The sequence below is a fragment of the Stenotrophomonas maltophilia group sp. msm4 genome, assembly GCF_032025605.1.
GTDB lineage: Bacteria > Pseudomonadota > Gammaproteobacteria > Xanthomonadales > Xanthomonadaceae > Stenotrophomonas > Stenotrophomonas sepilia.
Window position 1 is genome coordinate 744,395 of record NZ_JAVSKK010000003.1, and the last position, 25,691, is coordinate 770,085.

Below are 25,691 nucleotides of genomic sequence, written 5' to 3' on the forward strand. Positions count from 1 at the left end.
GGATGGCCTTGGGGTTAGAGGTGGTGCTCTGCCCGCCGGGCCGCTTTTTCTCTTACTTCTGGAACACCCAACAGCGAACGGCTACGCCGGCTCCGCTCATGTTGGTTTTGATGCTGCTGTTGACGGTCAGATTGGGGTCCAGCAGCTTGTGGCGCCGCGAGTCACGCAAGTACGTGCGCAGCAACTTGAGGTCCGGCACGGGCTGGCTGTGGTGCGCAGCCTTGGCCAGGAAGTCGTTTAGGTTGATAGCGATGCGTTGAGAGTCGCGCGAGTGGTTGACCACCGGCCGCTCTCCGTTGCCGGTGCTTTCCAGGTACTCGTAGGTTTCCCAGAACTCGTTGACCAGGGGATGGTCAGCGCTGATCGCCGACTGACGTTCCAAGGCCATTTCCACCAGCTTCTGGCGGGTTTCTTCGACCATCTCCTTTGGAATGTCGACCACCAGGCGCAGCCCATCAAGCAGCGCCAGCATCTGCGAGTGGTTCTTGATGAGGCGCTCCATGCGCAGATCCTTGTTCTCGCGCAGCTTCGCTTCGTAGAAGCGCACGCGCTCGCCGAACTTTTTCAGCACCTTGGCCTCGGCGCGCACGGCCTTGATGAGGAAGTAGCTCAGATCCTCGACCTGCAGCGCGTTGAGATTATCGGCCGCCTGGCGGCTCTCGGTGGTGGCGTGCGGCTTGCGGAAATGCAGCTTGACGATACGGGTCATGATCGCCTCGCTGGCATCGACTGCCGCGTTCTGGCTGATCACGATGGTTCCCCGGAAGGGTGGCTCATAGGTCTCGTTGCCGCCGTTGCGGACACCACGGGTGGCCAGGGTGCCGCCGCCGTAGTAGTCCTTCAATTCATCCCACTCAAACGACCTGGCATGCGCTTTGTCCGGCGTGTCGCGGTCGGCTTCCAGCAGCACCACTGGCATCCCCGAGGTCTGGCCCATAGCGCGGGCGCGGCCGGCCTTGGATGACTTGGCCGGGTCGAAGCCCTCGTAGTCGCTGCGGGCCAGCAGCTTCCACAGGAAGGTCAGCAGCGTGGTCTTGCCGGCACCGGCCTCACCGGTGGCCTCCAAGAACGGGAAGGACTTGTGCGTGGTGCGGATCTGGTTGGCGAACAGCGAACCGAACCAGAACACCAAGGCGACCATGCCGTTGGTGCCAAAGCAGGTCCACAACCACTGCAACCAATCGGTGCGATAGCTGTCGTGGTCGCGCTGGATGTCCATGCGGATGGAGCGCTGGGTCGTCTTGATGCGCAGCTTCTTGAAGTCGAAGTAGTCCTCAGCATTGGCTTGGGCAATCTCGCCGTGGCGCACGGCCAGGTCGCCAAAGATGTATGCCTGGTGGTCGGGGGTGTAGCCCACGAAGTCGACCGTATGGACTTCTTTGATGTTGTCCAGCTGGATTTTCATGATCTGCAGCAGCTGGCCAGCGGTGCCGTCGAAGATGGCACCACGCGCAATGTGGCCGAGGCGGTCGCGGAAGGACGGTGCGTTGAGCGCCTGCGACGACGTGAACGTGCCGGTGGCAGCGGCCCCATCGTGCGGGAACTCCACGCGGAAGTAGTACCAGGCATCGTCGGTGACTTCGTTGCGCTGGTAGTACAGCGCCTTGGGGAAGCAGTTGGCGATCTCGCGCACGTTGCAGCAGGCGCGGCGGATCTTCTCCACCTGTTCTTCGTCCAGGTCTTCCTCGATGTCTTCCTTGCGGGTGGCCTGCTCGCGGCACAGCTTGTCGAACCGCACCGGGTCGAATTCAAACCAGTAGAGCCGGTTGCGGTGGTCCAGGTGAAACTGCGTGCGCTGCTCGCGCCCGTAGATGATCAGGCCCTTCTCCATGGCAGTCTTGGCCAGCAGCAGCGCGCCGTTGTGCAGAGCCAGGTCCACGTCCGCCTGCCAGACAGCATCGCCGTCCTCCGCAGCTTGGGCGCGCAAGTGCAGGTCATTCCAATCGGTCTTCTTTTCGCCCTGCTGTTCGATCTGTGCTGCTTTGCAGGTAAAGCCCAGCTTCTCGGCCCGGCGCACGTGCTTGACGGTGTAGGCGCGGGCGCTCGGTTCGTTGTCCAGACCCCACACCAGCGTCGGCAGGTCGTTGGGGCGGGCGTCGCGCAGTTCCTTGAGCGAAAGCTCGGGGTAGGCATTGCTGGACATGGCCGCGACGGCACAGACACCGCGCTGCAGTAGCGCGATGGCGTCGAAGATGCCCTCCACAATCCACACCTGGCGCGCGGTACGCAGTTGATCCTTCGCGCCCGCGCTCCACCACACCCCGGCATAGCTCTCGCCGGGAGCAAATCGCGCCTTCATCTTTCCGAAGCGGTGGGGGCGATCGATCAGGCGTTCCCACCAACCACCCTTCACCAGTGGGAAGCGAACCGTAGCGGTGCCTTCGCGCTTGGCGCGGTCGTAGTAGGACTCTTGCGTATACAGGCCTTTCAGCGCCTTGACATTGAAGCCGCGGCCCGTGGCCAGGTACGCATCAGCGGCCGCGTGCGGCGCGTCCTTCGTCTGCGGGTTGGACTTGGAATAGTCGTCGAACAGATCGTCGTAGAGGTCGCGTACGCGCACCTCTTGGCCGCACTTGGCCTGACGGCCGCAGCGCAGCACCCATGGCGTGAGGTGGCTGGTGTACAGCTCCTTCTTGCCGCAGTGGGGGCACTTGCCCCCGCGCATGTACGGCGTACCGGCGCGGTGTTTCAGGCCGTAGTCGCGCTCGACGCGCGACAGTACCTGCTGGCGGATTTCTTCCTGCATGCCGGTTCAGCCTTGGCGAGCCGCAGATGCGGCGTGGTGGTGGTGCATGGTTCTCTCCTGGCATCCCCGGCGGCGGTGGTGCGCCGCCGGGGATGCGGGTGTGGTCGGTCTACGTCGTACTGGCTGGCGGCCCGAGGGCGTGCATGGCTCTCTCCTGGCTACCCACGGCGGCGGTGGTGCGCCGCCATGGGCGGTGGTGGGCTATTCGTCTGCAGGCTTGGAGCGGGCAAGGATTCCGCGCAGGTCATCGGTGATGTACTCGGCCACGGCTGAGGTGTGGTCGGCTGTGATGCCCAGCACCTTTGCCGCCTCTGCAGGCAGGACAGCGATCAGCTCGACGGCGTAAGAGATTCGCCAGAGGCGCGTCAGATCATCGGCGCTGATCAGGTGCCTGTGCGGGTCGGCATGAGGCGGCGGCGGATTGCGGTGCGGCGGCAGGTGGCCGTTGTGGCTTCCCATCAGTTCACCCCGCCCGGATAGCTGTCGCCGGTGCGCAGCCACTGGAAGAAGCGGTCGGCCTCGCCCCTGGCGAGCAGGTAGACCACAGTTCCGGTCTGGATGCCTTCGGTAGCGGCGCGCTGCACATCCTTGGACTTGTGCGCGGAGACGGTAGCGGCCGCGTCCGATTCGACGTGTATCAACGCCAGATACAGCACGCCGCGTTGGTCGAAGGACGCGCGCAGGCCAAAGCCAGGCACCTGAGTTTCCAGCACGATCACCGGACGCATGGCGGCATCAGGGATCACCACGTTGGAGGCACCCGCCATCAGTGCACCGCCTTGTCGTCGGTGCCAGGCGCGCCGCCGTTGGCGTCACGGGTAGCGGTGTAGGCGGCGAGAATGTCGCCCAGGGTGATGGCGAGCGGGCACACGCCGACGGCGATCAGGCGCGCAATGAACGCCTGGTAGGCATCGTTGGGCCATTCGAGGGTGTCGGCGATCAGGCCGAAGGCGAGCGAGATTTGACGCGCGGAAGGATTGCCGGGCGTGGAAGGGGCGCCATGAGGCATGGAGACGTCTCCTGTATCCGAGGTATGGCCTCGGCGAGACGTTTCGACGCGTCGCACCGAGGGTGTCGGGAGGTTCGAAACCGGGATACAGACCGGCGGGCAGCTTTCCCCTTGCGGGTGTTGTATGACTGCCGCCCTCCCGACGTAGAAAACGTCGGTGCACCAGCTTTGCAGGCGCAAAAAAACCGCGATGCTGACGGGCGCGGTTGCCGCTGTATCCTCGGAGTTTCGACGCTCCTTGCGGCAGACAATGCTCTCCCTGTCCGGCGAAGTCAAGGGGAAATGGCGGAAAGTGTGGAAACGTGATTCAGCAGCGGACGGGTTCATACGGACACCTGTTCGGCGGCACTGGACGGCAGCTGCTGGTAGTCGCCACCGGCGGCGATGTGGGCTTCGACCAGGGCGCGCAGCTCGGCGGCCTTTCGGGCCTTCTCGCTGTACGGAACATATTCAACGCCGCTGGGGCTGCTGACGAAGTTCGGTGCAGTGGCGGTAGACCATCCGTCACGCTGGGTTTTGTGTCGCATCATGCACAGCACTCCCTAGCCGGCGGCCGCAGCCGCCAGGTCAGTTCGTTGTGGAAGGGGAAAGGTGAATCAGACGGCGGGCAGGTCGCCCTCGCCGTGGGGCATTTCGTCTATCGCGTCGATCCAGTCGAGCTGCACCTCGCCTTGGTCTTGCTTCCAGCGGTTCTGCAGCAAAACGCGCTGATAACCGGGCGTCGGTGGAAGTTCGCAGGCAGGCGCAGTGGGGAGGCCGCTCGGGCTGGCAACGCTGGTCAGCTCCGAATTGCCGGTGTATGTCGCCCCACACATGGGGTTCGGGCACACATAGGCATCGGTGCGCAGGAACTGGTGCTGCAGTGCGCTGGTGCGCTTCACCAGCCGCGAATTGCAGGCTGGACAGCAGAACACTGCGCGCTGGCCAACGGCGGCACTCATGCCTTGCCTCGAGCCTTGGACGCCTTCTTGGCGACGGCGTTCTTGGTCGTGGCTTTACCACTCTTGCCACGCAGCGTGGGCGACTGACGGGAATTGGCGGGAACTGTGCAAGAATTGGGGTCGCGCTTGATGCCAAGCGCGATGGCCGCTTCATGCGATTTACCGAAATTGCCTTTGCCAACGCCGCGCAGCGCATCGTTGACCGCGTGACGGTCGAGGTTGTTCTGCCGAGCAAATGCGACCACGGTGATGCCCATGTCGCGCAGGTGCTGGCGAGCTTCCTCCGGCGTACGCAGTTTGGGCGTCGTGCGTCGTATGGCGGTCATTCCGATTCCCCGTGTTAAGCGAGCAGTGAAAGATCTTTCACTATCTTCAGTGAAGCATGTTTCACCTGTCAAGGAGGTTTGAGCGTGAGTGTGGGTCTTAGGCTGAAGGAAGAAAGGAAGCGTCTGGGCCTTACCCAGGAGGCCATGGGTGTCGCGTGTGGAGTGACCAAGCGCACACAGATCTTCTATGAGATGGACAGCGTGGGTGCGAGTGCGGCTTACCTCACTGCCGCCTATGAACTCGGCGTCGATGTGGTGTATCTGCTGACCGGCACGCGCGAGCGCTTGTCCGAATCTGACACGGACCTGCTCAATGCCTGGCGCAATGCGTCGGCTTCGGCACGCGCGGCCGTGATGGCGGCACTGTGCGGCGTAACTCCCGCAGCAGCGGCCGCACCACGTACCTCCTTCGAGAACACCAGCATCGGTCAGCAAATCAGCGGCGATGTGGATCTGCGCGGTCAAAAGATCGTTGTCAAGGCGCCGAAAGGATCGAAGAAGACCGCACGCTGAGGCTTACCTCGCATCGCATTCAGGCCGCTAACTCGCGCGTAAGGGCGCCGGTACGGCGCGGAATCCGAAGTGAGGGACTATGGCGTGCAGCGGTGTGGCAGAGCGTGGTGAGGCGGTGTGTGTGTGCAGCGGTACTACCGTGTTCGAGGGGGCCGCGATTGGCCAGTTGTTCACGGGTGACGTGCGGATGCAGTGTCCATACGCGGTGCAGCAAGCTACGGCGCGACAGGAATCCGTGAGAGAAACCAGAGAGACCGGTTGCCCGCTGTCCACCGCATTGATCGCGCTAGCAATCTGGCAGGCAGTCTATGCACCTGACGGCATGGATGGCGCACTCGGCTCTTCAGTGGCACATGCACTGATGTTCCTGGTAGCGGGTGTTCTCACGCGCTACTTCAGGTCACACGCGCTGCGCCTGCTTGCGAGGGTTACTCACAACCGACATTCGAGGGGAGCGAAGTGAACTGGTCAGGCCTGAAATTGACTGACTTGCTAGCCGTATGGGGTGCCGTACTGTCGACGTTGACCTTTGCCATGACGGTAGTAAGGGCACGGCCACGATTGAAAGTGAACCTAGTTGCGGGTTTCGAGAACGACCGACCCTGCATGTATATCTACGCGCGCAATGTGTCATCACTCAGGGTACGTATCGAGACGATCACCTTGCTGTACCGACCAGCACGTGTGCCCGCATGGCGCCGGCTAATTGATGTACTGCGGTACAGACGGCGCTATCCCTATCCAAGCTGGCAAATTTGGTTCCCTAGCAGCCGCGACGTGGATACCGGCTGTCCCGTTTTTGTGGAGCCCCACGCATCCTACAAGTGCATACTGCCGGATGCGGCCGTGCTTGAAGTGATGAGAAATAGCGCGGATGGGCGGATCGTTGCGAAAGTGCAGGATTCGCTGTGGAAGGACTACCATTCCAAGGCCTACAGAGCGGTCCGGTACCGACAATTCCGGCAGCTCATGCTATGGGCGTCTGAGTAGGCGAGCTGCCTCGCTCAAGTTCGAGGCTGGTTGTGAACCCGCTGCTGCCTTCAATGCTGTGGGTCACCTTCGACACCAGCCAGTCGGTGCCATCAATCTCCGGCTTGAAGCCGCTGACGGTGACCGTCTGCTCAGGGTAGATATCGGCGCGGCCCAGCGCGAGCGTGTAGCTCAGCTGGGCCGTACCGCGATCCAGCCGTTTGAACTCAGCCTCCGCCTGCTGACGCGCTTCGTCGGCGTTGGCGTAGGTGGCCTGCAGCTTCTTCTCATTCTCCGAGGTGCCCACCAGCACGCCTGTGCGGCGGGCGCCCTTGCGGTCGCCCCAGTACGCGCGCACACCGGAGTACTTCTCCCGGTCGGCTACGCTGTAGCGGTGCTGGTCACCACTGGCGCGGGTGATCTGAACGCCTGGCAGCGGCTCGCCGCTTGCCGTGGTGCCGGCGCCGATGGGCGAGAAGATCAATGTGCCGGCCTTGATCGTGGCCACCGCGTCGAAGCGCTTGCCCAGCCGGGTGAGTAGGTTGATGTCGCTCTCGTTGGCCTGGTCGAGGTGGGGAATGGGCTGGCGCGCCAGATCCGCGGCCACCGCCAGCCGCAGGGAATGCTCGCCGGCAATCGCCCCGAGAATGTCGCCCAGGGTGCTTTCGTGCCAGCTGCGTTCGCGGCGGCTGCGCACCGCACCGGTCAGGTTCGCCGAACGCGCACGGATGCTCAGAATATCGGGTGCCCCGCTGTGCTCCACGTCATCGACCACGAACGTTCCCTTATCGAACAGGCCGCCGCCCTCCCAGCCGATGGCCACCTGCAGCTCCACACCGCGACGCGGCAGCGCCAGGCGTCCGTCGTGGTCATGCAGGCGCAGGTCGATCTGGTCCGCTTCGTCGCCACGGCTCTCCGACAGCGACAGGTCGAGCAGGCGCGGGGCAAGGCGGCTGGTTAGGTCCACGCCATCGAGCACCACGCGCCAAGCCGGAACGGGATACGGAAGGGCCCTCATGCCGGTACCTCGGCGGCGGCGCCGTCATCGTCGCGTTCGAGCTGCATCTGAAACTCGATCAGGCGCGGCGTGCCATCGGCGAACAGCTCCTTGCGTGTCTCGTTGAGGCCAACCAGTACATAGGCGCCGTAGACCAGCCCCGTGCCCTCAACCAGCGCTTGCGGTTTGCCTTCGTCGGCCAGGGCGCGCAGATCATCCAGCACGTGCAGATTCGATGCCAATTCGCCCGCGATCACGCCTTGCAGGTTGATGGTGTCCTCGCCCAGGCCGACATACTGGCGTGCAGGGCGCGCGTGCAGTCGTTCGCTGCTGGCATGCCGCCAGCTCATTTGCCGTTGCAGCTGATCGTAGGCAGCTGTAGGCAGGGAAAACACAAAGGTGCCGTAGGTCATCATCATGGCGATGGATCTCAGTCAGTCAGACGGGAGGAGCGCCGGCCCGCCTTGTCGCGCTCGATCTTCTCGATCTCGGCGCGCACCAGGGCCGCAATGCCCTGGCCATCGGTGCCTGACGGCGCGGTGATGTTGATGGTGTAGCTGGAAGCGCCTGAGCCGCCCGCTGCGGCCGCTGCAGCGCTTGGGGCGATCACCGGCGCGCCGCCGGCCATAACGGGCATTGCAGCCGCGCCCAGCGCGATGCCTGCGCCGGCCTGTTTCATGCGGTCGCCCAGGCTGGCTACCTGCTGCAGCGGCTCGCCTTGGCTGCGGTCGAGGCCACCGGCCAGACCTTGCATGGTGAAGTCGCCGAACTGTGCGAATACGCGCGACGGACTGTGGATACCGAGCATGCCCTTGAACTTGCCCACCACTCCCGAGGCGATGCCGGCGACGGCCTCCATGGCAGCACCACCCTTGGACACGATGCCGTTGACCAGGCCCTGCACCATGTCGATGCCGGCCTGCATCATCTGCGCCGGCCAGCCGAGCAGGATCTGGTTCACACCTGCCCACATCGCACTCAGGCCCGAGCGGATCTTCTCGCCATTGCCGGTGAACAGGCCCACGATCAGATTCCATGCGCCCTGCAGGTAGGTCCATGCGCCGCCTATGGCGTTCTGGATCGCGGGGAGAATCGTGGTGAACACACTGACCAGCCAACCGATGGCCTTCACCGCCATGCGCAGGTTTACAGTCAACACGTTGCCCAGGATGTGGCCGAAGCCCCGGCCGGCATCAGTGGCGCCCTGCAGCTGCTCGCTGGTGGCCTCGAACGGGGCGAACAGTTTCTTGACCCAATCCCATGCCTTGCTCATGGCGCCGGACACCATGTCCCACACCGGGCCGAGCGGTTCGAGCGCCTTGGCCAGTTCATCCATGATCGGATTGACCACGTCGAGGATGCCCTGCCACGTGCCGATCATGAATGCCTTGATCGGCTCCCAGTATTTCCAAACCAGCGCAGCCACCACGCCGATGGCAGCGCCGATGGCCAGCACCGGAAGGCTGATGCCGCCCAGCAGCGGCAGCAGCATGCGGCCGACGTTGAATAGCATCGGGAAAGCGCGGCCACCGAGTGAGAGCACCTGGCCCACCAGCTTGCCCAGGCCACCGCCACCGCTGAGCAGCGTCACGGCCTTGTGGATCTGCGTCAGCGCCATCGCTCCCACGCCCCCGGCGACCAGCAGGCCACCCAGCGCCACGGCCAAGGCGGTGCCGCCGATGACCAGCTTGGCGATGGTGGCGACCAACTGCGGATTGTTCTTGACCCACTCGGCCATGCGGTCGGCGACCTTGGCCACGCGCGCGGCCAGTTCCTTCACCGTGGGCAGCAGGGTCTTGCCGATCCGCTGTGACAGCACGATGGCGCTGTTCTTGAGCAGGATCAGGCCGTTCTCGGCGGTGCCGACGCGGGCGGCGTACTCAGCGTTCATTGAGCCGCCGTACTTCTGCTCATCGGCCACTTTGCCGAAGTTCTCTTTCAGCAGGTCCAGGTTGGTGAGCAGCGGGGCGATGGCGCCAATGGACTCACGTCCGAACAGCTGCGTCATGGTCGCGGCCTGCTCGGCTTTGGGCAGCTGCTTGAGCTTTTCCAGGACGTCGAGGATGGCGCCGCCGGCGTCGTCCTGCATCGCCTTGGCCAGGTCACCCGCCTTGAGGCCGAGCTTGTCGAACGATCCCACCTGACGGGCTGTTGCCGCCTCGCCCGAGGACAGAGTGAGCAGCATGTTCTTGATGCCGGTGGCAGACACTTCCGACTCGATGCCCATACCGGCCACCGTGGCGCCCAGCGCCGCCAGCGGGCCGCTACCGAGGCCGGCGACCTCACCGAGCGCACCGATACGGTTCACCACCTCGCTGATCTTCTGGACACTGGCCGGGCCGGTGTTGCCCAGGTAGTTGATCTTGTCGGCCAGCACGACAACGTCATCCTGGCCCATGCGGAAGGCGGTGCGCCAGGTGGCCATCGTCTGGCCGGCGTCTTCGGCGGTGGTGTCGAAGGCCACACCCATCTTCGCGGCGTCCTCAGCGAAGCGGGTCAGCTCGTTACTGGCGATGCCGGCCTGACCGGCAGCAGCGACGATCTTGGCAATGTCGGTGGGCACCATTGGCAGGCGCCGGGACAGTTCCTGAATATCGTTGCCCATCTTCTCGAAGCCGTCGGGTGTGTCGAAGTCGACCACCTTCTTGACGTCGGCCATGGCGGACTCGAACTCCATGGCCTGAGCGATGGGCAGACCCTGGGCGCGCAGCGCACCGAATGCGGCCAGTGCGACGCCAGCGCCGTGGGCTGCTGCGCTCATGCCGGCGCTGTGGATCTTCTGGCTACGCGCCTTGGCCGCGTCGAGTGCGGCCAGGCGAGTGCGCTGTTGTTCCATCTGCTGCGAGGCGGCAGCGATATCGGTGCGTAGCTTGCGCTCATGGGCGCCGAGCTGGCGCGTGCTGATGCCTGCGCGGTCCAGACCGGAGCGCAGACGCTGCAGCTCGACGGCCTGCTGCTGATGCTGGTTCTTCAGCTGGGCGGCGGCGGTCTTGGCCTGAGCGAACTCACGGCTGAGTTTGCGGGTCGGTGTGCCAGCGGCGGCCATCTGCCGGGCCAGGGCGGCGACGCGGACCTGGGCCTCTTGATAGCGCTGCTGGGTCGACCGCATAGCCTGTTGCTGCTGGCGGTACGCGCTCACATCGCGCTGGGCGCTATTGAGCCGGCGCAGCGTGGCCTGCTGCTCCTGCAGGGCGCCGGCCAGCCCCTTGCTGCCGGCCATGACCTTGCGGAATGGCGCTGTGGCCTGATCGAGTGCCTGCAGGACTACCTGCAGGCGAAGGTTGCCGCCGCTCATGCGACGACAACCGGCGCGCCACCTACGGCGGCGTGGTATCGGACGGATCGGGAGCGAACGCGGCCAGCAGGCGGCAGAGCGCGCTCAACGCCCACACCAGCAGCGCCAGGACGAACCCGAGCAGGAGCAGCGCAACAACGATGGCGATCACGGTGACCATGGGTGGACGGTATCACGGCTCGGCTCCACTTCTTACACGGGCGCGCTCGCGCCATTCGATCAGTTCAAACAGCGAAAGGGCCGATAATTCGGTGAGCGTGAACGGAAAGATCACCGCGATATCGGCCATGTAATCCTCTACACACCGAGGAATTCCTGCTGCGCCTTCGGCAAGAAAAAACCTGCCGTCGCGGTGCCGATGGCGACCAGGTCGGCGGGGTCCAGCTTGTTCACATCAGCAGCGGTCAGGGTCGGCTCGGTGATGCGCGGCAGCAGCGTGGCCACCGCGCCCACGTCCATCTGCAGCAGATCCACCAGCTTGATGCCGCGCAGCTCGCCGGCATTGGGCTTGCGCAGCGTGATGGTGTCGATGGTCTGCTCGCCGCGCTGGATGGGATAGTCGAGCGCGATGGTGTTCGGGGCGATGGCGGTGTTGGTCTTGGCGGTCATGGTGCGTCTCTCTCAGGAAGGGGGGCGGCCGGGCCTTGGGAGCGGCTCGGCGCTTGGGGGGATCAGGCGCCGATGGCGCGGCGCTGGGCGGCGAGCAAGTCCACGCCGTTGACGATGAACACCATGCCGACCATGTCGATTTCGATCTCGGTGCGGCCGTTGATGCTCAGCTTGTAGTAGCTGGCCGAGGTCTTGGTGCTGAACTCGGTGTCGTCGCCGACCTTGCCGGTACCGGCGTCGATCTCGGTGTGGCGACCACGGACGACGATCTCCACCGAATCGACCTCGGCGCTGTCTTCGCGCTGGTAGGCACCAGCGAAGCGCAGCTGCACGGCGTTGTGGCGAACGGCGCCATACTGGCGCAGCACGTCGCGCATCAGGCCGCCGCACTTCCATTCCAGTTCGATCTTCTCCTGGCCGAGGTCGATATCGATGGGGCCGACCATGCCGCCGGCGCGGAACTCTTCCATCTTGCGGGTCAGGGTGGGCAGCTTCACCTCGACAACCTGGCCGAGATAGCTGGCGCCATCGTTGAACAGGTTGAGGTTTTTCAGTTTGCTGGGCAGGGACATGGGAGTGGTTCCTCAGTGCATCAGGTGTTGATGCGGGTGGCGAAGTCGGCGAAGTAGCGGTCGGTGATGCGCTGGCGAAGATTCAGGCTTTCCAGCGGCGGTACCGGGGTGTAGTCGTAGTCGATGGCCAGCTGGCCGCTGGAGAGCTGCGTAGGCAGGTTGGCCGCTTCGTCGTACCAGGCGTTGGCATCGATCACGTAGCCGCCGTTCTTCAACTCGCGGAACTTGGCGTTGATCGTCTCGATCATGTCCTTCACCAGCGACGGGTGAAGCGGCTTGTCGATGTAGATCATCTGCGCCTCGGCGATGGTGTCGGCCAGGATCTGCGCAGTGCGCGTGGCCGACTCGAAGGCGAACAGCGGATCATCACTGCAGGTGCGCGAACCCCAGAAGCGATACCCTTGGCTGTTGATGAGGGTGGTCACCGCAGCGGCATTGAGCAGCCCGGCGTCGGTCTGCGGGTCTTGCAGATCCCAGGTCACGTCGGCGCTGATGCCGGTAACGCCCTGCACCTTCACGTTGGACAGGGTCTTGTGCCAGCCGGTCTGCTGATCGATCAGGGCGCGCAGGCCGAGGGCGCGGGCCGTGGCGTAGCTCACGGCTTCCTTCTTGGCCGTGGTGTCCCAGGTCAGGAAGTCGGGCCACATCATCATCAGTTCGCGGTCGCCGAACTTCTTGCGGTAGAGCAGGATTTCCGAGACGGTCTTGGCCTCGCCCACGCCGACATAGGCGATGGCGCGCAGCTTCTTGCAGATCGAGGCGATGCTGGTGGTGACCGCCTCGGTGTCCAACCCCGGTGCGGCGATGATGCGCGGCTTCACGCCCAGCTTGCTCTCGGCCACCAACAGCGCCTGCAGGCCGGTGTAGCGACCACCTGCAACGGTGCCGATGACATTGCTGGTCGTGGTCGCAGCATCCTCGCCTTCATCCACGCGCACCACCACGGTTACCGGGTTGGACTGGTCGGCAATGGCGCTCAGCACACCTGCGAGCGTGCCCTTGGTGCCCGCCTTGGCGATGGCGCCACGCACATCGGTCAGCAGTACCGGGGTGTCGATGGGGAAGGTTGCATCGTCTGCATCCTGGCTGGTGCAGACGATGCCGACGATGGCAGTGGCGACGGTGCGGATGGGACGGATGCCGCCATCGAGTTCGATGACGCGCACGCCATGGTGATAGTCCTGAGCCATGAGTAACTCCTGCGGTTATGGGGTTTGGAAGCGAAGTGGGACGGTGGCGCGCTGTGGTTGGCGGCTACCCGCGTGCTGGTAGTCCAGGTCGAGCACAAAGACGCCGGGGGCATCGCCTTGGGCGAGCGCAACGCGGGTGAGCCGTATCCGTGGCTCCCACCGCATCAGGGCGGTGGCGGTAGCACCGAACAGCTGCAGACGGGTGTGATCGTTGAACGGCTGGTCGATCAGTTCCGGCAGCAGCGAACCGTACTCACGGCGTTGGATGCGCGAACCGAGTGGGGTGGTCAGCACATCGCGGATGGACTGCACCAGGTGTGCAGTGCCCTCGGCGCTGCCACCGTTGATGGCATCCATGCCGATCACGCCGGCGGTCCCGAAGTACCGCCGCCGGGCTGCACGTCGCGGTGCTTGTGCTGCTTGAGGCTGACGCCGCCGGCGATCACATCCTCGCTGGCATCGGCCTTGCCGGTGATGGAGACGTTGCCATCAATGGTGACCGGCCCGGTGATATGCACGCCGCCGTTGGCCACGATGCTGACGGTGCCGCCGGCGGGCAGGTTGGCTGCGAGGGCGTGGGCGGCGCTGTCATAGGCCACGGTGGCGGCGTCTGCAAACTGGATCAGCACCAGATCCGGGTTGCTGGACGGCGCTGGGAACGCATTGCTGAACATTCCGGGCACGGCGACCGCGTTGGCCAGGTCACCGTCGATGCAGAGCAGCTGGACCTGCTCGCCGCGGCTCGGCGGTAGCCACACCCGGACCCTGCCTGCGGCGGGCGTCAGCCATGGGATGAACGCGGTTTCCAGTTCACCGCTGCGCACACGGCAGAGCGCGGCGGCGTGATCGACCTCGGTCACCACGCCGTCGCGCATCAGGTTGCTTACTTTCTGTGGCAGGCCGCTATCCATGTGGCCATGCTCGCCGGCAGCGTTCGCGCGCGCACGTAGCGTGCTGCGTAACTCCCGCGCCTACACGGTGTCAGCCGGAAATCAGCGCGCTTACATCAGGGTTGGCTTTCAAGAACGCGGCCAGGCGCTCTGCCGGTGTCAACACAGGAACCGGCGGGCGAGCGTCCACGGCCTGCCACGCCTTGCCATCCCATCGCCATTCTTGCTTGCTGGTCAGCAGGTGGGGAGGCTTCATAGCCACCGCACCTGCGGGGATAAGGTAGGTACCGGATTCGAGAGGGCTTTCATCTGCCACTGTTGGGCCGACAAGGTAGCCGTTCGGATCGCACTGCCACACAGTCTTGGTCTTCATCGCCTCTCCTAATACTTGATCGCGGCCAGTAGCGCCACGTTACGCGGACGCGTTTCGTCGCCAAGGGTCCCGCGTGCAGTGCCAAGGTAGAGCCCGTAGTCGTCAACAGTGCTGCCATCTGAGGAGACAACGCCGACGGCGCCGGCAAGATCCTTGCTGAGGCGCCATCGGTCGCCTCCACCGGCTGCTGCATACAGAGGATGTTCGTGGGTCCGAATCGAGTCCGATTGGGTCGATCCGAAGGCACGTGAAGGATCGATGCCCCGTCCAGCATCCCACCCCCTGATGAACTCTCCGCGAAGGTCAGGAAGGCGGAAGGTCGATCCGTTGGCACTTCCAAACCGCGTACCGATGGCAGCGAACAGGGCCGCATAGGTGGTGCGGCTCACGTCGGCGCCGTTGCAACGCAGCCAGCCTTCCGGGGGGGTATCCATGGCGAAATGCCCGACGATGCCTGGCGGAACGAGTTGGGTCAGCGAGAGGTCGGTGATATCGGCCAGCTTGTGCATATGGCTCTTGGATGCGAAGTCGTCGGCGTGCTTGCCGTCCACGCTGTCAGCATCAAGACCCTTACCACTTCCCTCATCCTTGAGTGCAGCGCCCCTGAGCCCGAGATCAGCACGCACCTCTGCGGCGTCGCCTCGGCCCATCATCGCCTTGCCCAGCGTTGATGGCGCGCCTTTCCCAAGCCTTCCGTCCAGCGTGGCCAGTAGCGCGCTGGGGGTTATTGCGCGTTGGCTGTCCTTGCCGGTGATGGCCTCTTCCGCCGTTGCCAGCTCGACCACGCCCTGCACCTCGGTTGTCGCAGGGGGATTGAGGAAATCGGTATTGCCGAACTGGATCTGGTTGGCGTCCATGTCGGCCAGGAGCCAGTCGAGGGCCAGCAGCATCATGGCCTGCGAGGACTTTTCGAGGATCACCTCCGAGCCCCCGTACAGGGCCAGCAGGGTGCCGTCTTCCAGATAGACGGCGATTCCGCGCAAGGGGTAGGAATCGTCCGATTCATCGCGCACCGTCAGGTGAACCACGTCATCGGCAACGGCCTTGCCACCGAAGGTGGTCAGCCGCTTGCGCTCGCCTGGCAGTACCAGGTCGCCACCTGCAGGGTCTGGCGTGAACGATCGATCGGTCACGCCGATCTGCGTCACGGTGACGGCCTTGGTGCCGGTGTGCGCGGCATTGACCAGGGCAGCGCGGCCACGGGTGGTGAACTTCAATCGCATGGGATCAATCCTCAGTGGTCATCTGCAGACGTCGGTAGGAGGTGGCTTGAAGGGCCGCGACCAGCCCGAGCTTTCCTGCGAACTCGGTGCCTTGGGTAAAGGTGAAATGGGAGCGCACTGGCTTTGTCCGGGTGACCTCGGCGATTACGTCCTCAACGTACTTGGCCGATGGATCTGCGCCGGGACGGCCAGAGAGGGTCAGCACCAGCTCGAAGGTGTGGGGCACGCCGCGCGGCTCCTGCTGCCACCACTCACGGATGACCACAGATCCGCCGAATGATTCGATCACCTCACGTACGCTGCCGGCGGTGCCCTTGTGACGCTGGATATTGATGGCGCTGGCAATGCGCTGCCGCTTGATGTGCTCAGGCCAGGCGCTGTCCCAGGTATCGAGCGACATTTCCCACGCCAGCCACGGCAGGAACTCGGCCGGGCACGTCCACGGGTCTTTGATTTGGCCGTGCCGCATGGGCATGGTCAGCACCGTGGCGTCTGCCGCTTCCAAGGCGCGCTCCAACGGCGTTGCGTTGGGCGGTAGCAGGCTGGCGCTACTCATCGGTGCCCACGTGGTTCACCGTGACCGAGGCGCAATACGCGGCCTGCGTGCGGCTGATGCTCAGATCCGCCGTGGGACTGCGCAGGCGAACGCGTTGCACGCCCTCTGTGTGCAGCTGGGCATAGATGGCCGATACGGCGATATCGCGGCCGAGACGGTGCGCCTCGCTCATGTAAGCAGCCAGCCGTCGTCTGGCCTCGGCGATCACCACGGCCGCATCCGGGCCGTCAAAGGTGGTTAGGTCCGCATCGACGGTGTAGCGGACGATCTGCGCCGGCGCGACGGTCACAAGATCGGTAAGCGGCCGGACTTCGCCGCTCTGGAGTCGGTCATTGACCCTGGCCAGCAGCGCGGCCGAAGGCGTCCCGTCGCCCTCCCGTCCGAGTACGGTTACCACGACCTCCCCCGGCGCCGGGCTGGTGGCGCTGGCATCGAGCACGGCGGTGTCGGCAGAAAGCGTGTGGAAGATGTAGGCACCCTCTGGCCCGGCCACCGACAGCCCTTCGGGCGCCAGCTGGATGCGGCGTCGAAACTCGGTATCTGTCTCGAACACGGCCGGCGTCCCGGCTTCGGGATCGGCAGGGGCCAGCTGTTTGCGGGTGACACCGAACGGGGCAGCGAGGTTGTCCAGATTTGCGCCCATCGCATAGGCCAGGAACAGGCCACGTGCACGCTGGTTGAACTGCTCGCGCAGCACCAGTTCGCGGTAGGCGCTGGCCTGCAGTACCTTGTAGACCGGATCGGATTCGACCAAGGCGTCGTAGTCGGGCATGTACCGCTTGAACTCGGCCACGCGCCGGGCGAGCAGCTGCTCGAACTGTAGCGGTTCAAACACCGCAGGCAGCGGCAGTCGGGACAGGTCAACGGCAGTAAAAGTAGACACGGCGGCATCGGCTGGGAGCGTGGTTGCAGCTTCCCATCGCGCGCGCGCGTGGTCATCGCGCAGGCCGTGTAGCGGTGGTGATTACGCTACGGCTCGCGCAGATGGTCGAGGATCAGATCACGCACCAGCTGTTCGTCGGCTGGGGAGAAGCCCAGCAGCTTTCGGCGGGCATAGGTCACGCGGGGACCACCCTTGCTCACGGCGTCGGCACGGCCTTCCTGATGAATCAGTGCGATGCGCGAGACGCGACCGGCAAATCCCACGGCAACCTCGTTGGGGGTGACACGCACGCGCAGGTGCCGGGCCTGTCGAATCTTGGCGAACATGACCCCTCGTTTGATTCGACCGGCCTTCGCGCGGCGCAGCGGTGGATTGCGCCGGGCCGTGTAGGGCGTACCGTCGGGGTTCTTCTGGGTGGCAATGCGCCGCTGCTGCGCCCGGCGCAGGGCCGTACCTACCTTGCGTGCCAGCTTGCCGCGTTCGGCCGGCTGCAGACGCCGCAGGAGCGGTGCCGCCCAGGCTTCCAGCCGCTGCAGATCCTCGCTCATTCGGTGATTGCCGGCAGGGTGGCGATCTGCACGCCGTCGGCCACCAGGACGCCTCCGACCAGCGTATCGGAGTGGGCGTCCTCGGTGGGCGGCTCGGCCAGGTGCTGCAGCTGCACGGTGCCATCGGCGGTGCGGGTGACCAGCACGCGTTCGGTGAGCGGCATCTTGATGGCCAGATCCACCAGGTTGTCGCCCAGCACGTCCACCTCGAAGGTCAGCTTCTCGCGGTTGGCAGGGTTGGCCAGCAGCTCGGGCTGGTGACGGGTCAGCCACTGCAGCAGCGGCACCATGACCGCCTCGGGTGCGCTGCCGAAGTCGGTCAGCACCAGGTCGAGGGTGTAGCGGTACTCGAATGCCAGGCCCGGCCGGTAGGTGCCGGCCAGCCCACCGCTGTCCACGAAGATCAGCAGCTTGTCCGGGTCGCTGGTCAGCGCGGGGATGGCCGCGACCAGGTGCTGCCGCAGCAGCTGCGGCTTCTTCACTGTCCACCCGCCTGTCGCTCAAGCTCGGCGTGCAGATTGCGTGCCAGCTCCTGCAGGGCCACTACCTGCTCGACGGTGGCGTGGCAGATGGCGTAGTTGCCGGCGACGGTTTCGGCGACGGCAGAGAGCGGAGTGCCGGTGGCGGGCGCATCAGGATCTCCGGCAGGGCCGGCGGCGGGGTCGCCGCTCGCGGCGGCGTCGTGGAGCTGCACGAAGCCAGCAGTAACAGCGCAGGCAGAATCAGCAGACGCAGTGACATAGACGGGAACCTCTTTGGTGATGGTGTGCCCGCGCTCGCGCACCAGCTGTACGCGGTCCACGTACTCGGTCACGACGCGGGTAGTGCCTTGGGCCAGCTCCAGCTTGCCGGCCAGATCGGACTTCTCGGCGTTGGCAGTGGTCAAGGCGCGATTGGCCTTGTCCAGCGCGGCGGTGGCGCGACTGACGCGCCCCTGCTGGCAGCTGAAAAGACCGGCGGTGGCCAGTACCAATGCGGCCAATGCAAGGGCGCGGTAGAGCATCAGCGCGCCCCCAGCGCCGCCAGGGCGCGGTTGGTGCGGGCGGTGCGGTCGGCCATGCCATTGGGCGTGGCGCGGCTGCGGGCGTTGCCCAGGTTGATGATGCGGCTGACGGCCAGTACGTCGCGCTGGTCGGCATAGGCGTTGAGGCCGTTCACCTGCCAGAACGCCGCCGCTGCCATGGCGCCGATTTCCGGCTCGATCAGCAGACCCGGCTGCTCTTCCAACGGCTGGCCGATCAGCTGACCCATGCTGCGGTAGTTCCCACGGCCGGTGTGCTGCATCGGGCCACGGCCGCGGAACAGGTAGCCATCGCCACTGGCCTGGTTGCCGTTGCCGTTGCGGTTGGCATACACGCGGTTGCCGAGCTTGGCCGGTTGGTGAACGAACGCCGCCGCCTCGGGGCCGGTGATGTACCTGCCGAACACTTCCAGTAGCCGTTCGCGGCTGTAGCTGAGTGATTCCTCAGTGCGGGCCAGGCTCAGGCTTTCGTGGCCCAGCTGTGCGAGGAAGTAGGCTGCACGTACCGGCGTGTTGATGCCGAAACGCTTCATGGCGGCATTGAGCGGCTCGGCCCAGCGCTGGGCGCGCTGCTGAGGGCACTGCATGATCTGGGCGAGCAGGGTGGGGGTGAGCATGTCATCGGCTCCCGAACAGATGGGCGACGTTGCCGCGCGAGCGGTAGGTGGCCACCAGGAGCACGATCAGCACCACCAGCTGCCAGACGCTGACGGTGGCGCGCGGTCCCTGCAGCAGGATCTGCAGGGCTTGGCCGCCGGTGGCCGTGGTCAGCAGCCACGCGCACCAGGCGATGCCGTGGCGATGATTGGCGCCGGGCATGGGCCGGTAGGTCAGCAGGCGAATGCAGATCGCTACGCTGCACAGGAGCGTGGCGGCGGTCAGGAATTCAGTCATCGACGTTCTCCCGTGAGTACCGGGTCGTAGTCGGCACCGTGGTGCGGCTGCGCTCGATCAGGGTCAGGGTCAGGGTGATGATGGTTGCCGCGCACAGGAACGCAGCCAGGCCGCTGGAAGCCACGTCGAACCGGCGCATGACCTCGGTACCGCCCATGTAGCCAGCCACCACACTGATGGCCAGATAGATCAGGCGCTTCCACAGCGACAGATCCTTGGCCGAGACGACGAACAGCGTCCCGCCGGCGAATGCGCCGATGAATGCGTCGGTTTCGATGCCCGGCAGCAGCGAGGCAAGGCCAACGCCGGTGGCCAGGGCCACCATGCTGCCGGTAGAGGTTGGTTCGGTCATCTTCAATCCCATAGCTGGACAAGTGGGCGCGTGGCTGCGCCGGTGGGCGATGCGGGCACGTCGGGCAGTTCCACCTCGGTGCCCATGGGAAGCACCGGCCCGAGCAGGCTGATGCCGTAGTTCAATGCCAGGGTCTTCTCGACCATGCCGGCCGTTGCGCCCAAGTGGCGATGGCAGAGCGCATCGAGCGTGTCGCCCTGCAGGGCAATGACGCGCATCAGATCAGCTCCACCGTGACCCGGCGCAACCCCTGCAGATCACTGATGGTGTTGCGGTAATCGCGCCGCAGTTCATCAATGGTCGGGGTCAGATCGTCGGCGCGTTGATTGCCCTGGCCGGTAGCGTCATAGGAACGGTAGCGTTCGTGCAGCTCCACGGCGGTGCAGCACTGCACTGCGCGCCGGTACAGCTGCAGCAGCACCGACTCTCCGTCGAGCTGCTGTGCCGGTATGTCTGCCAGCGCAGCAAAGCCGTCCGCTTCCTTGCGGGCCTGCCACAACGCCAGCTCCCGCGTGACCGAAGCCACGGCCAGCACCACGGTGTTGCGCAGCCGTGCCGGCAGCACGTCACCCGGAACCCGGATGGCTTCCCGCAGTGCCTCCACGTCGATCTCCGGCCAGAATGCACCGGCGGTGACGGGGGCGAGCTTGGGTGCGGGCGATGCGTTGGCGGTGAAGGCGCTCATGGTGTGTCCGTAGGTCGCCGGTGGTCGGGGCGTCACGCCAAGGGAGAGAGGTCTTGGTGATCAGCCCCGAGCCGGCGGGGTCGCGGGGTACGCTCGGTGTGAGGTCAGTCGTTGGACTGGCTGGCCTCGAACTTCTTCTGCAGGCGCTCGGCGCGCTTGAGGTCTTCCTTGCCGCCGCAGCTGTCATGCAGCTGGATGGCGGTGCGCAGGTCTTCGATGGCCTGGGCGACTGCGTCGGCGCTCAGCGGCGCAGCCTCGGTATCGGTGGCCAGCAGGCTGCGTCCACGCGCCAGCAGCAGACGGGCACCCAGCGCGCCGCCGGCGAGTATCGAGGCGTTCACCTTTGGCGAGGCCAGCCCGGTGCTGGAATCGCGTGGCTTCCTTGACTACCTCGAATGCTGGCGCAATGGCCGCTACTTCGAGCCGCCGGTGGATCTGCAAGGGCTGTCGCGCACCACGCGCTCCAACCCGTACCTGCACAGTGGCCTGACGTTCAAACGCAACATGCTGGTGCGCACGTTCCGGCCGCACCGGCTGCTGAGCCGCGAGGCGTTCTCGCAGCTGGCGCTGGACTACACCACCTTCGGCATGGGGTATGTCGAGCGACGCCGTGCCATGTCAGGCGCCGCACACAGCCTGGCCGTGCCGCTGGCGCAGTACGTGCGCCGTGGTGTCCAGCCCGGTGAGTTCTTTCAGGTGCGCGCCGGACGGGTAGAGCATGAGTTTCCCGCCGGTGAGGTGTTCCAGCTGCGGGAGGCGGATGCCGATCAGGAGATCTACGGCCTGCCAGAATGGATGCCAGCCGTACAGGCCGCGCTGCTGAACGAGTCGGCCACGCTGTTCCGCAGGAAGTACTACAACAACGGTTCGCACGCCGGCTACATCCTCTACATGACCGACCCCCAACCCGAGGGCATGGACGTGGATGCGTTGCGAGACGCACTGCGGCAGTCGCGGGGGCCGGGCAATTTCAAGAACCTGTTCGTGCATTCGCCCAACGGGAAGAAGGACGGACTGCAGGTGATCCCGGTCAGCGAGGTGGCGGCAAGGGATGAATTCACCGGCATCAAGAGCGTGACCCGCGATGACATGCTGGCAGCGCTGCGCGTGCCTCCGCAGTTGCTCGGCATCGTTCCGCAGAACAGCGGCGGCTTTGGCTCCATCCGGGACGCAGCGGCGGTGTGGGCGGCGATGGAGCTTGCCCCGCTGCAGACGCGCATGACCGCGATCAACGAGTGGCTGGGGCAGGAGGTGATCCGCTTCGACGCGTTCGTCATGCCGCAGGCCGGGAGCTAAAGCCAGAGTAAGGATGGGGCACAGGCTCAGTCCTACCTTCTTCAGAACCAGGGCCAATCAGGGATCTTGCGCCTGTTGTTGGGGGGCGAGAATGGTCGCGTACGCTTCCCGAGCAAATGACCGGCCGCGCTGCCCCTGGGCGCAGCTCTAACGGCGAAGCTGGTATGTCTAGGCCCTTGGTCGAAAGCGGTTGCGGCTCGCTCGCGGATAATCAGCCGTCGTTCCTTGTTGTACGAGACGCCATCTGCAAATCCAGCGACGGCCAGTGTGGGATTGTAATTGTAGAGCCACGCAAATCGCCTACGCAGCCATCCCGTGACGAGTCGCAATAGCGCATCGCTGGGCTTGATCTGACCCTTATCTCGAGATGGGGGGGCTTCGGTGATGAGGCCGATGTTGATGCACAGCGCTAGCAGCTGTGCGCCATAAAAGTTTGGTGTTCGGTCCAACTCGGTGATCGTCAGCCAGACCATTCTCGCGACTAGCTCCTGCACTTCTGTGAACGCTTTTTCGGGTGCCTTGCGTTTGAAGGGGTCAAAGATTCCCGACCAAGCTATCCCATAACCAAAGTGCCACGCCTCACCCGCAGGCGCCTTCACGTAAGACGCCGCCAGCAGGATGTGATAGGCGACGCGAGCCAAGTGTTGGATCGGATTGTGATACTCGCCTAGACCGCGCCAAGCGGACATTTCTACAGTTGTGTCACTAATCCTGTCACTGACCTCTTTAACCAGCAGAATAAGCTCCCGCAGTACGGCTGCCGCTTCCTGGCGTCCAATCTGACCGGAGGCCAGATTTAGGCGTACGTGGCCAGGCGCCGCCTTCAGCACTTCAAAGATGTTGTCGACAGCGAAGGAATGCGTTAGGCGACCTGTATCGGCCAATGTGATGTAGTGCCCGAGGGTCATGCCGGCAGCGCGGAAGAAAGCGCGCCATTGAGGCAGTTGCCACTGAGAAGCGTCTGGGGCGTTGAAGATGCCGGGCATCTGATCAAGCAGGACAAGGTTACGGAAGACGGTTCTTGTTACCGGTTGGGTGGAAGAGGCCGCGCCACGGGTCCAGTCTCGTACCTCGCGGTGTAGGAACGAGTCACCCTCCGCTACGGCCGCGCTTAGGACGTTGGTAGTAAGAGAGTACGTCGCGCGACTGTTCACCGGCAGGCGGTGAAGTTCCTCATACAACGCCGCGAGCAGCGCTGGGGATCGAGTGACAAGCACTGAGCAGACGACCGGGTCGGATAGGAGCGATAGCAGCTGCTCGGCGCTTGGTCGTCGGAGGCTCAATAGCCGCACTATCGACGGCGCTGAGGGTACCAGCGCGTCCGCCATCAGGGCGATATGGGCTTTGTCGCCTCCCTTGATCTCCAGGAGAACCGCCCGCTGGAACCGGTCTGCGTTTCCTTCGTTGAATTTTGGAGGGCGAACGAATGCCACCAATGCCCAGGTCATGAATGTGGCGAGAAATGCCAAGCCCAGCAGCCCCTGCCAGACCACCGGTGTGATAGGACCCCACTCCCAAACAGGCCAGCCAGAAGCGCGCCACACGTCGGTGACGAGGGTCAGCACCCCAATGATCCAGACAGCCGCGAAAGCCATACGCCGGATGTCATATCGAGCGGTTTCGACTCTGAATCGATAGCGGTAGTCCACCGTGGTCCATGCCAAGACCATCAATGCCAGCGCTGCGATGTACTCGGCGAAGCCGAATATCTTCGGGTCGGCGGGGTTTAGCGTGAAGAAATGCATTGGGACCCTCCATTCAGCCAAGTCTAGCCGACAGTTGCACGTACCCAGCACCAAGGCGCCTGGACCTTGCGACGCGCCACGACGCCGCGCGAGCGCACTCGTCTCCCCACGCCCGCCGCAGAGGCACAAGACAGATTCAGCGCAGCCGAAGCCCGGCGGGGGCGCGAGGTAGAGGGGGGCAAGACAGATTCAGCGCGACCTTGGTCCCGGGGGGGGCGGGGTGCTAGGTAAAGGCGAGCAAGACAAACTCAGCGCGACCGAGGCCCGGCGGGCCGCCGGACAGAGGGGAGCAAGACAGATTCAGCGCGTCTCTGGCAAGCGGTCAGCCGGGTGGAGTCGCTGATCGGTACCGGTCATGCCCCATTTTGCCCTCTACCACCTAGTGTGCGCACTCGTCTCCCCGCCACGCCTGCGCACTTCATAGGGTGTTTTTTCTGCACTCCCTGCGGAGCGACCCAGCCTCGGCCCTGTATGGCGTTCTCCGGGGTTCCCAGGCACCTGCTGGCCCTGCGGTTCCCTGCGCGGAACGGGGCGATTCCGCAGCGCCATGAGGGCGTTGCGTCACCCGTGCTTCCCGTTTAGGGGATGGGGGGTGTCCGGAAAATGGCAATTTCTGCGACCTCACTTTCGCATGCCGTGTAAGTGTTTGAATTTATGGGGAAAGAGAGATTGCAGTGGATGATAATTTAGGGCAATTTTCTGGAGGGTGCGATGCAATGTCGTTGATTTATAAGGACATTTTTCTGCCGTCCGGTTGCGGTCAGATTGAGCAATCTAGTTGCCCTAAGGTTGCCGTATTGTTGCTATTGAGAAATCTAATTAAGTGATTGTTTTTATTGAATTAATCTTCACTTGAAATGTCGGGTTGCAGAAATTGCGGTGTTCCGATGGGCGCGGCATAAATTCCCAATTAAGGGGAAGACGGCAACCCGAGTCCTATCCTCGCTCCGCCGTCGCTCTCCTTCTCAGCTGTCTGGCCACCATCGACCCGTCGCAGCCATTGCGACGCTCAGCCGTATGCTTCCGGCCATGCCGCTGCCCCCCGACTTCTGCTGGACGACGCGATCTGCCAGCCTCCCCGACGATGCCCCCACGGTCATCGCCTGCAGCGGCGTGTGGGTGGTCGTACTGATGCAACGCGTGAACGACGGGATCTGGATCGCAAGTCTCGACCGGCACCGGCATGGTCCCGGCGGGCCATTCCGCTGGTGTACCAGCTACGAGCAGGGTCGCGCCGGCGCCGAGATGTGGGTGACCAGGCACGAGACCCGCCTGCGCGAGGACGTGGCCAAGATCCAGGCCTATCGAGAGGCGGTGCGGGCGAACAGGTTGGCCAAGCTGCACATCAAGCCGCCCTTCGGCTGGGGCGAGTAGACACCTGACGGCATCCGCTCAGCCGACGGGCTGCAGCAGCTGCTCGGTGTTGTTGCGCGGGGTGTTCACCGCTCGGCTGACGCGAAAAGCCTCCATCGCTGGCGGCTCGCTGGCCAGCAGCATTGCCATGGCGTCGTCGGGGCTCCCGGCCGTCCAGTCATCGAGCTGGTCGGCGTGCAGCCATACCGGCATGCGGTCGTGGATGTCGGCGGATACGCCGCTGCTGTCGCCGGTGATAACAGTGAAGGTGCCCAGGTTGCCGTCGGGCAACAGCGGGCTGGTGTCCTCCCACAGGCCAGCGGCCAGCAGCGGCCCGGTTGTGTGGATGAACCAGGGGTCTTTCTTCCCGTCCTCGGGGTTCACCCACCACTCGTAGTAGCCGGCCATGGGAATCACGCAGCGGCGCTTCTTGAAGGCCGACCGGAACGCTGGCTTGGTGGCCACCGTCTCGATCCGGGCGTTGATGGTCGAGCCCTGCAGGCCCTTGGCCTTGGCCCAGAACGGCAGCAGACCCCAAGCCAACCGTGTGACCTGTCGGCCCTCGCCCCGGTCTAGGATCACCGATGCGCGCTGCGTCGGCGCCAGGTTGTAGCTGGGCTGGATCTCGGCCAGGCCGAGGGCAAGGTCAGCCAGCCCCGGCTGGCCGAAGTCGACAACGGGGAGCTGGACGAACCGGCCGCACAT

General features: G+C 64.6%; 35 protein-coding genes. 3 read left to right on the top strand and 32 right to left on the bottom strand.

The genetic code is table 11. From position 1 onward, the window contains the following. Positions 1-52: 52 nt before the first annotated feature. The 7 genes from ROV93_RS17710 to ROV93_RS17740 form a co-directional block, all read right to left on the bottom strand. Positions 53-2,746: a toprim domain-containing protein gene (locus tag ROV93_RS17710; RefSeq protein WP_312540520.1), complete on the bottom strand. Its 2,694-nt coding sequence runs from the start codon at positions 2,744-2,746 to the stop codon at positions 53-55. Positions 2,747-2,947: 201 nt separating this feature from the next. Continuing rightward, the gene (locus ROV93_RS17715) at positions 2,948-3,205 is read right to left on the bottom strand and encodes a hypothetical protein (RefSeq protein ID WP_312540522.1); all 258 of its coding nucleotides are present in this window, start codon (positions 3,203-3,205) and stop codon (positions 2,948-2,950) included. Then, positions 3,205-3,513, bottom strand: coding sequence for a hypothetical protein (locus tag ROV93_RS17720; RefSeq protein ID WP_312540525.1), 309 nt, complete (start codon positions 3,511-3,513; stop codon positions 3,205-3,207). The genes ROV93_RS17715 and ROV93_RS17720 overlap by 1 nt, the downstream gene beginning before the upstream one ends. Further along, positions 3,513-3,755, bottom strand: a complete 243-nt coding sequence (locus tag ROV93_RS17725; protein ID WP_312540527.1) for a hypothetical protein — start codon at positions 3,753-3,755, stop codon at positions 3,513-3,515. Before ROV93_RS17725 ends, ROV93_RS17720 begins: the two co-directional genes overlap by 1 nt. A gap of 323 nt (positions 3,756-4,078) precedes the next feature. Continuing rightward, positions 4,079-4,285 carry a hypothetical protein gene (locus ROV93_RS17730; protein WP_312540529.1) on the bottom strand — a complete coding sequence of 69 codons (207 nt, stop codon included), beginning with the start codon at positions 4,283-4,285 and terminating at the stop codon, positions 4,079-4,081. Between the two features lie 66 nt (positions 4,286-4,351). Beyond that, on the bottom strand, positions 4,352-4,696 hold the full coding sequence (locus ROV93_RS17735) for an ogr/Delta-like zinc finger family protein (protein ID WP_312540531.1): 345 nt from the start codon (positions 4,694-4,696) through the stop codon (positions 4,352-4,354). After that, a complete protein-coding gene (locus ROV93_RS17740) occupies positions 4,693-5,022 on the bottom strand; it encodes a DNA-binding protein (RefSeq protein WP_312540532.1) in 330 nt (109 codons plus the stop codon). The genes ROV93_RS17735 and ROV93_RS17740 overlap by 4 nt, the downstream gene beginning before the upstream one ends. A gap of 84 nt (positions 5,023-5,106) precedes the next feature. On the opposite strand from ROV93_RS17740, the gene ROV93_RS17745 reads away from it, so the two are divergent. Further along, the gene (locus ROV93_RS17745; protein ID WP_239508695.1) at positions 5,107-5,535 is read left to right on the top strand and encodes a helix-turn-helix transcriptional regulator; all 429 of its coding nucleotides are present in this window, start codon (positions 5,107-5,109) and stop codon (positions 5,533-5,535) included. A gap of 967 nt (positions 5,536-6,502) precedes the next feature. On the opposite strand, the gene ROV93_RS17750 is transcribed toward ROV93_RS17745, so the two are convergent. The 23 genes from ROV93_RS17750 to ROV93_RS17860 all read right to left on the bottom strand — a co-directional run bounded on the left by ROV93_RS17750 (position 6,503) and on the right by ROV93_RS17860 (position 20,933). Further along, positions 6,503-7,522 carry a phage late control D family protein gene (locus ROV93_RS17750; protein ID WP_312540539.1) on the bottom strand — a complete coding sequence of 340 codons (1,020 nt, stop codon included), beginning with the start codon at positions 7,520-7,522 and terminating at the stop codon, positions 6,503-6,505. Continuing rightward, positions 7,519-7,920, bottom strand: coding sequence for a phage tail protein (locus tag ROV93_RS17755; protein WP_312540541.1), 402 nt, complete (start codon positions 7,918-7,920; stop codon positions 7,519-7,521). The genes ROV93_RS17750 and ROV93_RS17755 overlap by 4 nt, the downstream gene beginning before the upstream one ends. An 11-nt stretch (positions 7,921-7,931) precedes the next feature. Next, positions 7,932-10,796, bottom strand: coding sequence for a phage tail tape measure protein (locus tag ROV93_RS17760; protein WP_312540544.1), 2,865 nt, complete (start codon positions 10,794-10,796; stop codon positions 7,932-7,934). Positions 10,797-10,818: 22 nt separating this feature from the next. After that, the gene (locus tag ROV93_RS17765; RefSeq protein WP_172986112.1) at positions 10,819-10,956 is read right to left on the bottom strand and encodes a hypothetical protein; all 138 of its coding nucleotides are present in this window, start codon (positions 10,954-10,956) and stop codon (positions 10,819-10,821) included. Positions 10,957-10,968: 12 nt separating this feature from the next. Further along, positions 10,969-11,085, bottom strand: a complete 117-nt coding sequence (locus tag ROV93_RS17770; protein ID WP_014648142.1) for a GpE family phage tail protein — start codon at positions 11,083-11,085, stop codon at positions 10,969-10,971. Between the two features lie 8 nt (positions 11,086-11,093). Beyond that, positions 11,094-11,405 carry a phage tail assembly protein gene (locus ROV93_RS17775; protein WP_312540550.1) on the bottom strand — a complete coding sequence of 104 codons (312 nt, stop codon included), beginning with the start codon at positions 11,403-11,405 and terminating at the stop codon, positions 11,094-11,096. Between the two features lie 62 nt (positions 11,406-11,467). Beyond that, positions 11,468-11,977, bottom strand: coding sequence for a phage major tail tube protein (locus ROV93_RS17780; RefSeq protein WP_024956192.1), 510 nt, complete (start codon positions 11,975-11,977; stop codon positions 11,468-11,470). Positions 11,978-11,997: 20 nt separating this feature from the next. Continuing rightward, positions 11,998-13,167 carry a phage tail sheath protein gene (locus ROV93_RS17785; RefSeq protein ID WP_312540556.1) on the bottom strand — a complete coding sequence of 390 codons (1,170 nt, stop codon included), beginning with the start codon at positions 13,165-13,167 and terminating at the stop codon, positions 11,998-12,000. A gap of 15 nt (positions 13,168-13,182) precedes the next feature. Then, positions 13,183-13,533 carry a GPW/gp25 family protein gene (locus ROV93_RS17790; RefSeq protein ID WP_024956190.1) on the bottom strand — a complete coding sequence of 117 codons (351 nt, stop codon included), beginning with the start codon at positions 13,531-13,533 and terminating at the stop codon, positions 13,183-13,185. Next, positions 13,530-14,078 carry a phage baseplate assembly protein V gene (locus ROV93_RS17795; RefSeq protein ID WP_312540559.1) on the bottom strand — a complete coding sequence of 183 codons (549 nt, stop codon included), beginning with the start codon at positions 14,076-14,078 and terminating at the stop codon, positions 13,530-13,532. Before ROV93_RS17795 ends, ROV93_RS17790 begins: the two co-directional genes overlap by 4 nt. A 70-nt stretch (positions 14,079-14,148) precedes the next feature. Next, entirely contained in the window at positions 14,149-14,430 is a 282-nt protein-coding gene (locus tag ROV93_RS17800; RefSeq protein WP_312540560.1) for a hypothetical protein, read from the bottom strand. Positions 14,431-14,438: 8 nt separating this feature from the next. Then, the gene (locus ROV93_RS17805; RefSeq protein WP_312540561.1) at positions 14,439-15,653 is read right to left on the bottom strand and encodes a phage tail protein; all 1,215 of its coding nucleotides are present in this window, start codon (positions 15,651-15,653) and stop codon (positions 14,439-14,441) included. A 4-nt stretch (positions 15,654-15,657) separates the two neighbouring features. After that, on the bottom strand, positions 15,658-16,209 hold the full coding sequence (locus ROV93_RS17810) for a phage tail protein I (RefSeq protein ID WP_312540563.1): 552 nt from the start codon (positions 16,207-16,209) through the stop codon (positions 15,658-15,660). Next, the gene (locus tag ROV93_RS17815) at positions 16,202-17,092 is read right to left on the bottom strand and encodes a baseplate J/gp47 family protein (RefSeq protein ID WP_312540565.1); all 891 of its coding nucleotides are present in this window, start codon (positions 17,090-17,092) and stop codon (positions 16,202-16,204) included. The genes ROV93_RS17810 and ROV93_RS17815 overlap by 8 nt, the downstream gene beginning before the upstream one ends. Positions 17,093-17,178: 86 nt before the next feature. Continuing rightward, on the bottom strand, positions 17,179-17,640 hold the full coding sequence (locus ROV93_RS17820) for a phage virion morphogenesis protein (protein ID WP_099561485.1): 462 nt from the start codon (positions 17,638-17,640) through the stop codon (positions 17,179-17,181). Continuing rightward, the gene (locus ROV93_RS17825; RefSeq protein WP_312540570.1) at positions 17,637-18,122 is read right to left on the bottom strand and encodes a phage tail protein; all 486 of its coding nucleotides are present in this window, start codon (positions 18,120-18,122) and stop codon (positions 17,637-17,639) included. The genes ROV93_RS17820 and ROV93_RS17825 overlap by 4 nt, the downstream gene beginning before the upstream one ends. Next, the gene (locus ROV93_RS17830; RefSeq protein ID WP_312540573.1) at positions 18,119-18,643 is read right to left on the bottom strand and encodes a hypothetical protein; all 525 of its coding nucleotides are present in this window, start codon (positions 18,641-18,643) and stop codon (positions 18,119-18,121) included. The genes ROV93_RS17825 and ROV93_RS17830 overlap by 4 nt, the downstream gene beginning before the upstream one ends. After that, positions 18,643-19,278, bottom strand: a complete 636-nt coding sequence (locus ROV93_RS17835) for a glycoside hydrolase family 19 protein (protein ID WP_312540576.1) — start codon at positions 19,276-19,278, stop codon at positions 18,643-18,645. Before ROV93_RS17835 ends, ROV93_RS17830 begins: the two co-directional genes overlap by 1 nt. A 1-nt stretch (position 19,279) precedes the next feature. Continuing rightward, complete coding sequence (locus tag ROV93_RS17840) at positions 19,280-19,555, bottom strand: phage holin family protein (protein WP_024956181.1); 276 nt, start codon at positions 19,553-19,555, stop codon at positions 19,280-19,282. Next, positions 19,548-19,907 carry a putative holin gene (locus ROV93_RS17845; protein ID WP_024956180.1) on the bottom strand — a complete coding sequence of 120 codons (360 nt, stop codon included), beginning with the start codon at positions 19,905-19,907 and terminating at the stop codon, positions 19,548-19,550. Before ROV93_RS17845 ends, ROV93_RS17840 begins: the two co-directional genes overlap by 8 nt. 2 nt (positions 19,908-19,909) lie before the next feature. Then, positions 19,910-20,125 carry a tail protein X gene (locus ROV93_RS17850; protein ID WP_111105487.1) on the bottom strand — a complete coding sequence of 72 codons (216 nt, stop codon included), beginning with the start codon at positions 20,123-20,125 and terminating at the stop codon, positions 19,910-19,912. Beyond that, the gene (locus tag ROV93_RS17855; protein WP_312540581.1) at positions 20,125-20,592 is read right to left on the bottom strand and encodes a head completion/stabilization protein; all 468 of its coding nucleotides are present in this window, start codon (positions 20,590-20,592) and stop codon (positions 20,125-20,127) included. The genes ROV93_RS17850 and ROV93_RS17855 overlap by 1 nt, the downstream gene beginning before the upstream one ends. Before the next feature lie 104 nt (positions 20,593-20,696). Next, complete coding sequence (locus tag ROV93_RS17860; RefSeq protein ID WP_312540583.1) at positions 20,697-20,933, bottom strand: hypothetical protein; 237 nt, start codon at positions 20,931-20,933, stop codon at positions 20,697-20,699. Between ROV93_RS17860 and ROV93_RS17865 the strand changes: the two genes are divergently transcribed. Continuing rightward, entirely contained in the window at positions 20,869-21,888 is a 1,020-nt protein-coding gene (locus ROV93_RS17865; RefSeq protein WP_312540717.1) for a phage portal protein, read from the top strand. The two genes, ROV93_RS17860 and ROV93_RS17865, sit on opposite strands and share 65 nt — an antisense overlap. A gap of 41 nt (positions 21,889-21,929) precedes the next feature. Here the strand turns inward: ROV93_RS17865 and ROV93_RS17870 are convergent, their stop codons facing one another. After that, complete coding sequence (locus tag ROV93_RS17870) at positions 21,930-23,633, bottom strand: hypothetical protein (protein ID WP_312540585.1); 1,704 nt, start codon at positions 23,631-23,633, stop codon at positions 21,930-21,932. Positions 23,634-24,662: 1,029 nt separating this feature from the next. On the opposite strand from ROV93_RS17870, the gene ROV93_RS17875 reads away from it, so the two are divergent. Next, a complete protein-coding gene (locus ROV93_RS17875) occupies positions 24,663-25,007 on the top strand; it encodes a hypothetical protein (protein ID WP_312540587.1) in 345 nt (114 codons plus the stop codon). 18 nt (positions 25,008-25,025) lie between these two features. Here ROV93_RS17875 and ROV93_RS17880 read toward each other — a convergent pair whose 3' ends face one another. Next, positions 25,026-25,691, bottom strand: coding sequence for an SOS response-associated peptidase (locus tag ROV93_RS17880; protein WP_312540589.1), 666 nt, complete (start codon positions 25,689-25,691; stop codon positions 25,026-25,028).

What these genes read in the sequence shown, in the direction of transcription:
- ROV93_RS17850 (WP_111105487.1), bottom strand. Translation starts at nt 20,125, where the DNA reads ATGCGCGTCATTGCCCTGCAGGGCGACACGCTCGATGCGCTCTGCCAT.
- ROV93_RS17730 (WP_312540529.1), bottom strand. Translation starts at nt 4,285, where the DNA reads ATGATGCGACACAAAACCCAGCGTGACGGATGGTCTACCGCCACTGCA.
- ROV93_RS17845 (WP_024956180.1), bottom strand. Translation starts at nt 19,907, where the DNA reads ATGACCGAACCAACCTCTACCGGCAGCATGGTGGCCCTGGCCACCGGC.
- ROV93_RS17830 (WP_312540573.1), bottom strand. Translation starts at nt 18,643, where the DNA reads ATGCTCTACCGCGCCCTTGCATTGGCCGCATTGGTACTGGCCACCGCC.
- ROV93_RS17880 (WP_312540589.1), bottom strand. Translation starts at nt 25,691, where the DNA reads ATGTGCGGCCGGTTCGTCCAGCTCCCCGTTGTCGACTTCGGCCAGCCG.
- ROV93_RS17715 (WP_312540522.1), bottom strand. Translation starts at nt 3,205, where the DNA reads ATGGGAAGCCACAACGGCCACCTGCCGCCGCACCGCAATCCGCCGCCG.
- ROV93_RS17805 (WP_312540561.1), bottom strand. Translation starts at nt 15,653, where the DNA reads ATGCGATTGAAGTTCACCACCCGTGGCCGCGCTGCCCTGGTCAATGCC.
- ROV93_RS17840 (WP_024956181.1), bottom strand. Translation starts at nt 19,555, where the DNA reads ATGACTGAATTCCTGACCGCCGCCACGCTCCTGTGCAGCGTAGCGATC.
- ROV93_RS17720 (WP_312540525.1), bottom strand. Translation starts at nt 3,513, where the DNA reads ATGGCGGGTGCCTCCAACGTGGTGATCCCTGATGCCGCCATGCGTCCG.
- ROV93_RS17785 (WP_312540556.1), bottom strand. Translation starts at nt 13,167, where the DNA reads ATGGCTCAGGACTATCACCATGGCGTGCGCGTCATCGAACTCGATGGC.
- ROV93_RS17795 (WP_312540559.1), bottom strand. Translation starts at nt 14,078, where the DNA reads ATGGATAGCGGCCTGCCACAGAAAGTAAGCAACCTGATGCGCGACGGC.
- ROV93_RS17800 (WP_312540560.1), bottom strand. Translation starts at nt 14,430, where the DNA reads ATGAAGACCAAGACTGTGTGGCAGTGCGATCCGAACGGCTACCTTGTC.
- ROV93_RS17855 (WP_312540581.1), bottom strand. Translation starts at nt 20,592, where the DNA reads ATGAGCGCCTTCACCGCCAACGCATCGCCCGCACCCAAGCTCGCCCCC.
- ROV93_RS17760 (WP_312540544.1), bottom strand. Translation starts at nt 10,796, where the DNA reads ATGAGCGGCGGCAACCTTCGCCTGCAGGTAGTCCTGCAGGCACTCGAT.
- ROV93_RS17735 (WP_312540531.1), bottom strand. Translation starts at nt 4,696, where the DNA reads ATGAGTGCCGCCGTTGGCCAGCGCGCAGTGTTCTGCTGTCCAGCCTGC.
- ROV93_RS17710 (WP_312540520.1), bottom strand. Translation starts at nt 2,746, where the DNA reads ATGCAGGAAGAAATCCGCCAGCAGGTACTGTCGCGCGTCGAGCGCGAC.
- ROV93_RS17725 (WP_312540527.1), bottom strand. Translation starts at nt 3,755, where the DNA reads ATGCCTCATGGCGCCCCTTCCACGCCCGGCAATCCTTCCGCGCGTCAA.
- ROV93_RS17775 (WP_312540550.1), bottom strand. Translation starts at nt 11,405, where the DNA reads ATGACCGCCAAGACCAACACCGCCATCGCCCCGAACACCATCGCGCTC.
- ROV93_RS17755 (WP_312540541.1), bottom strand. Translation starts at nt 7,920, where the DNA reads ATGATGATGACCTACGGCACCTTTGTGTTTTCCCTGCCTACAGCTGCC.
- ROV93_RS17765 (WP_172986112.1), bottom strand. Translation starts at nt 10,956, where the DNA reads ATGGTCACCGTGATCGCCATCGTTGTTGCGCTGCTCCTGCTCGGGTTC.
- ROV93_RS17835 (WP_312540576.1), bottom strand. Translation starts at nt 19,278, where the DNA reads ATGCTCACCCCCACCCTGCTCGCCCAGATCATGCAGTGCCCTCAGCAG.
- ROV93_RS17870 (WP_312540585.1), bottom strand. Translation starts at nt 23,633, where the DNA reads ATGCATTTCTTCACGCTAAACCCCGCCGACCCGAAGATATTCGGCTTC.
- ROV93_RS17750 (WP_312540539.1), bottom strand. Translation starts at nt 7,522, where the DNA reads ATGAGGGCCCTTCCGTATCCCGTTCCGGCTTGGCGCGTGGTGCTCGAT.
- ROV93_RS17810 (WP_312540563.1), bottom strand. Translation starts at nt 16,209, where the DNA reads ATGAGTAGCGCCAGCCTGCTACCGCCCAACGCAACGCCGTTGGAGCGC.
- ROV93_RS17740 (WP_312540532.1), bottom strand. Translation starts at nt 5,022, where the DNA reads ATGACCGCCATACGACGCACGACGCCCAAACTGCGTACGCCGGAGGAA.
- ROV93_RS17770 (WP_014648142.1), bottom strand. Translation starts at nt 11,085, where the DNA reads ATGGCCGATATCGCGGTGATCTTTCCGTTCACGCTCACCGAATTATCG.
- ROV93_RS17780 (WP_024956192.1), bottom strand. Translation starts at nt 11,977, where the DNA reads ATGTCCCTGCCCAGCAAACTGAAAAACCTCAACCTGTTCAACGATGGC.
- ROV93_RS17875 (WP_312540587.1), top strand. Translation starts at nt 24,663, where the DNA reads ATGCCGCTGCCCCCCGACTTCTGCTGGACGACGCGATCTGCCAGCCTC.
- ROV93_RS17820 (WP_099561485.1), bottom strand. Translation starts at nt 17,640, where the DNA reads ATGAGCGAGGATCTGCAGCGGCTGGAAGCCTGGGCGGCACCGCTCCTG.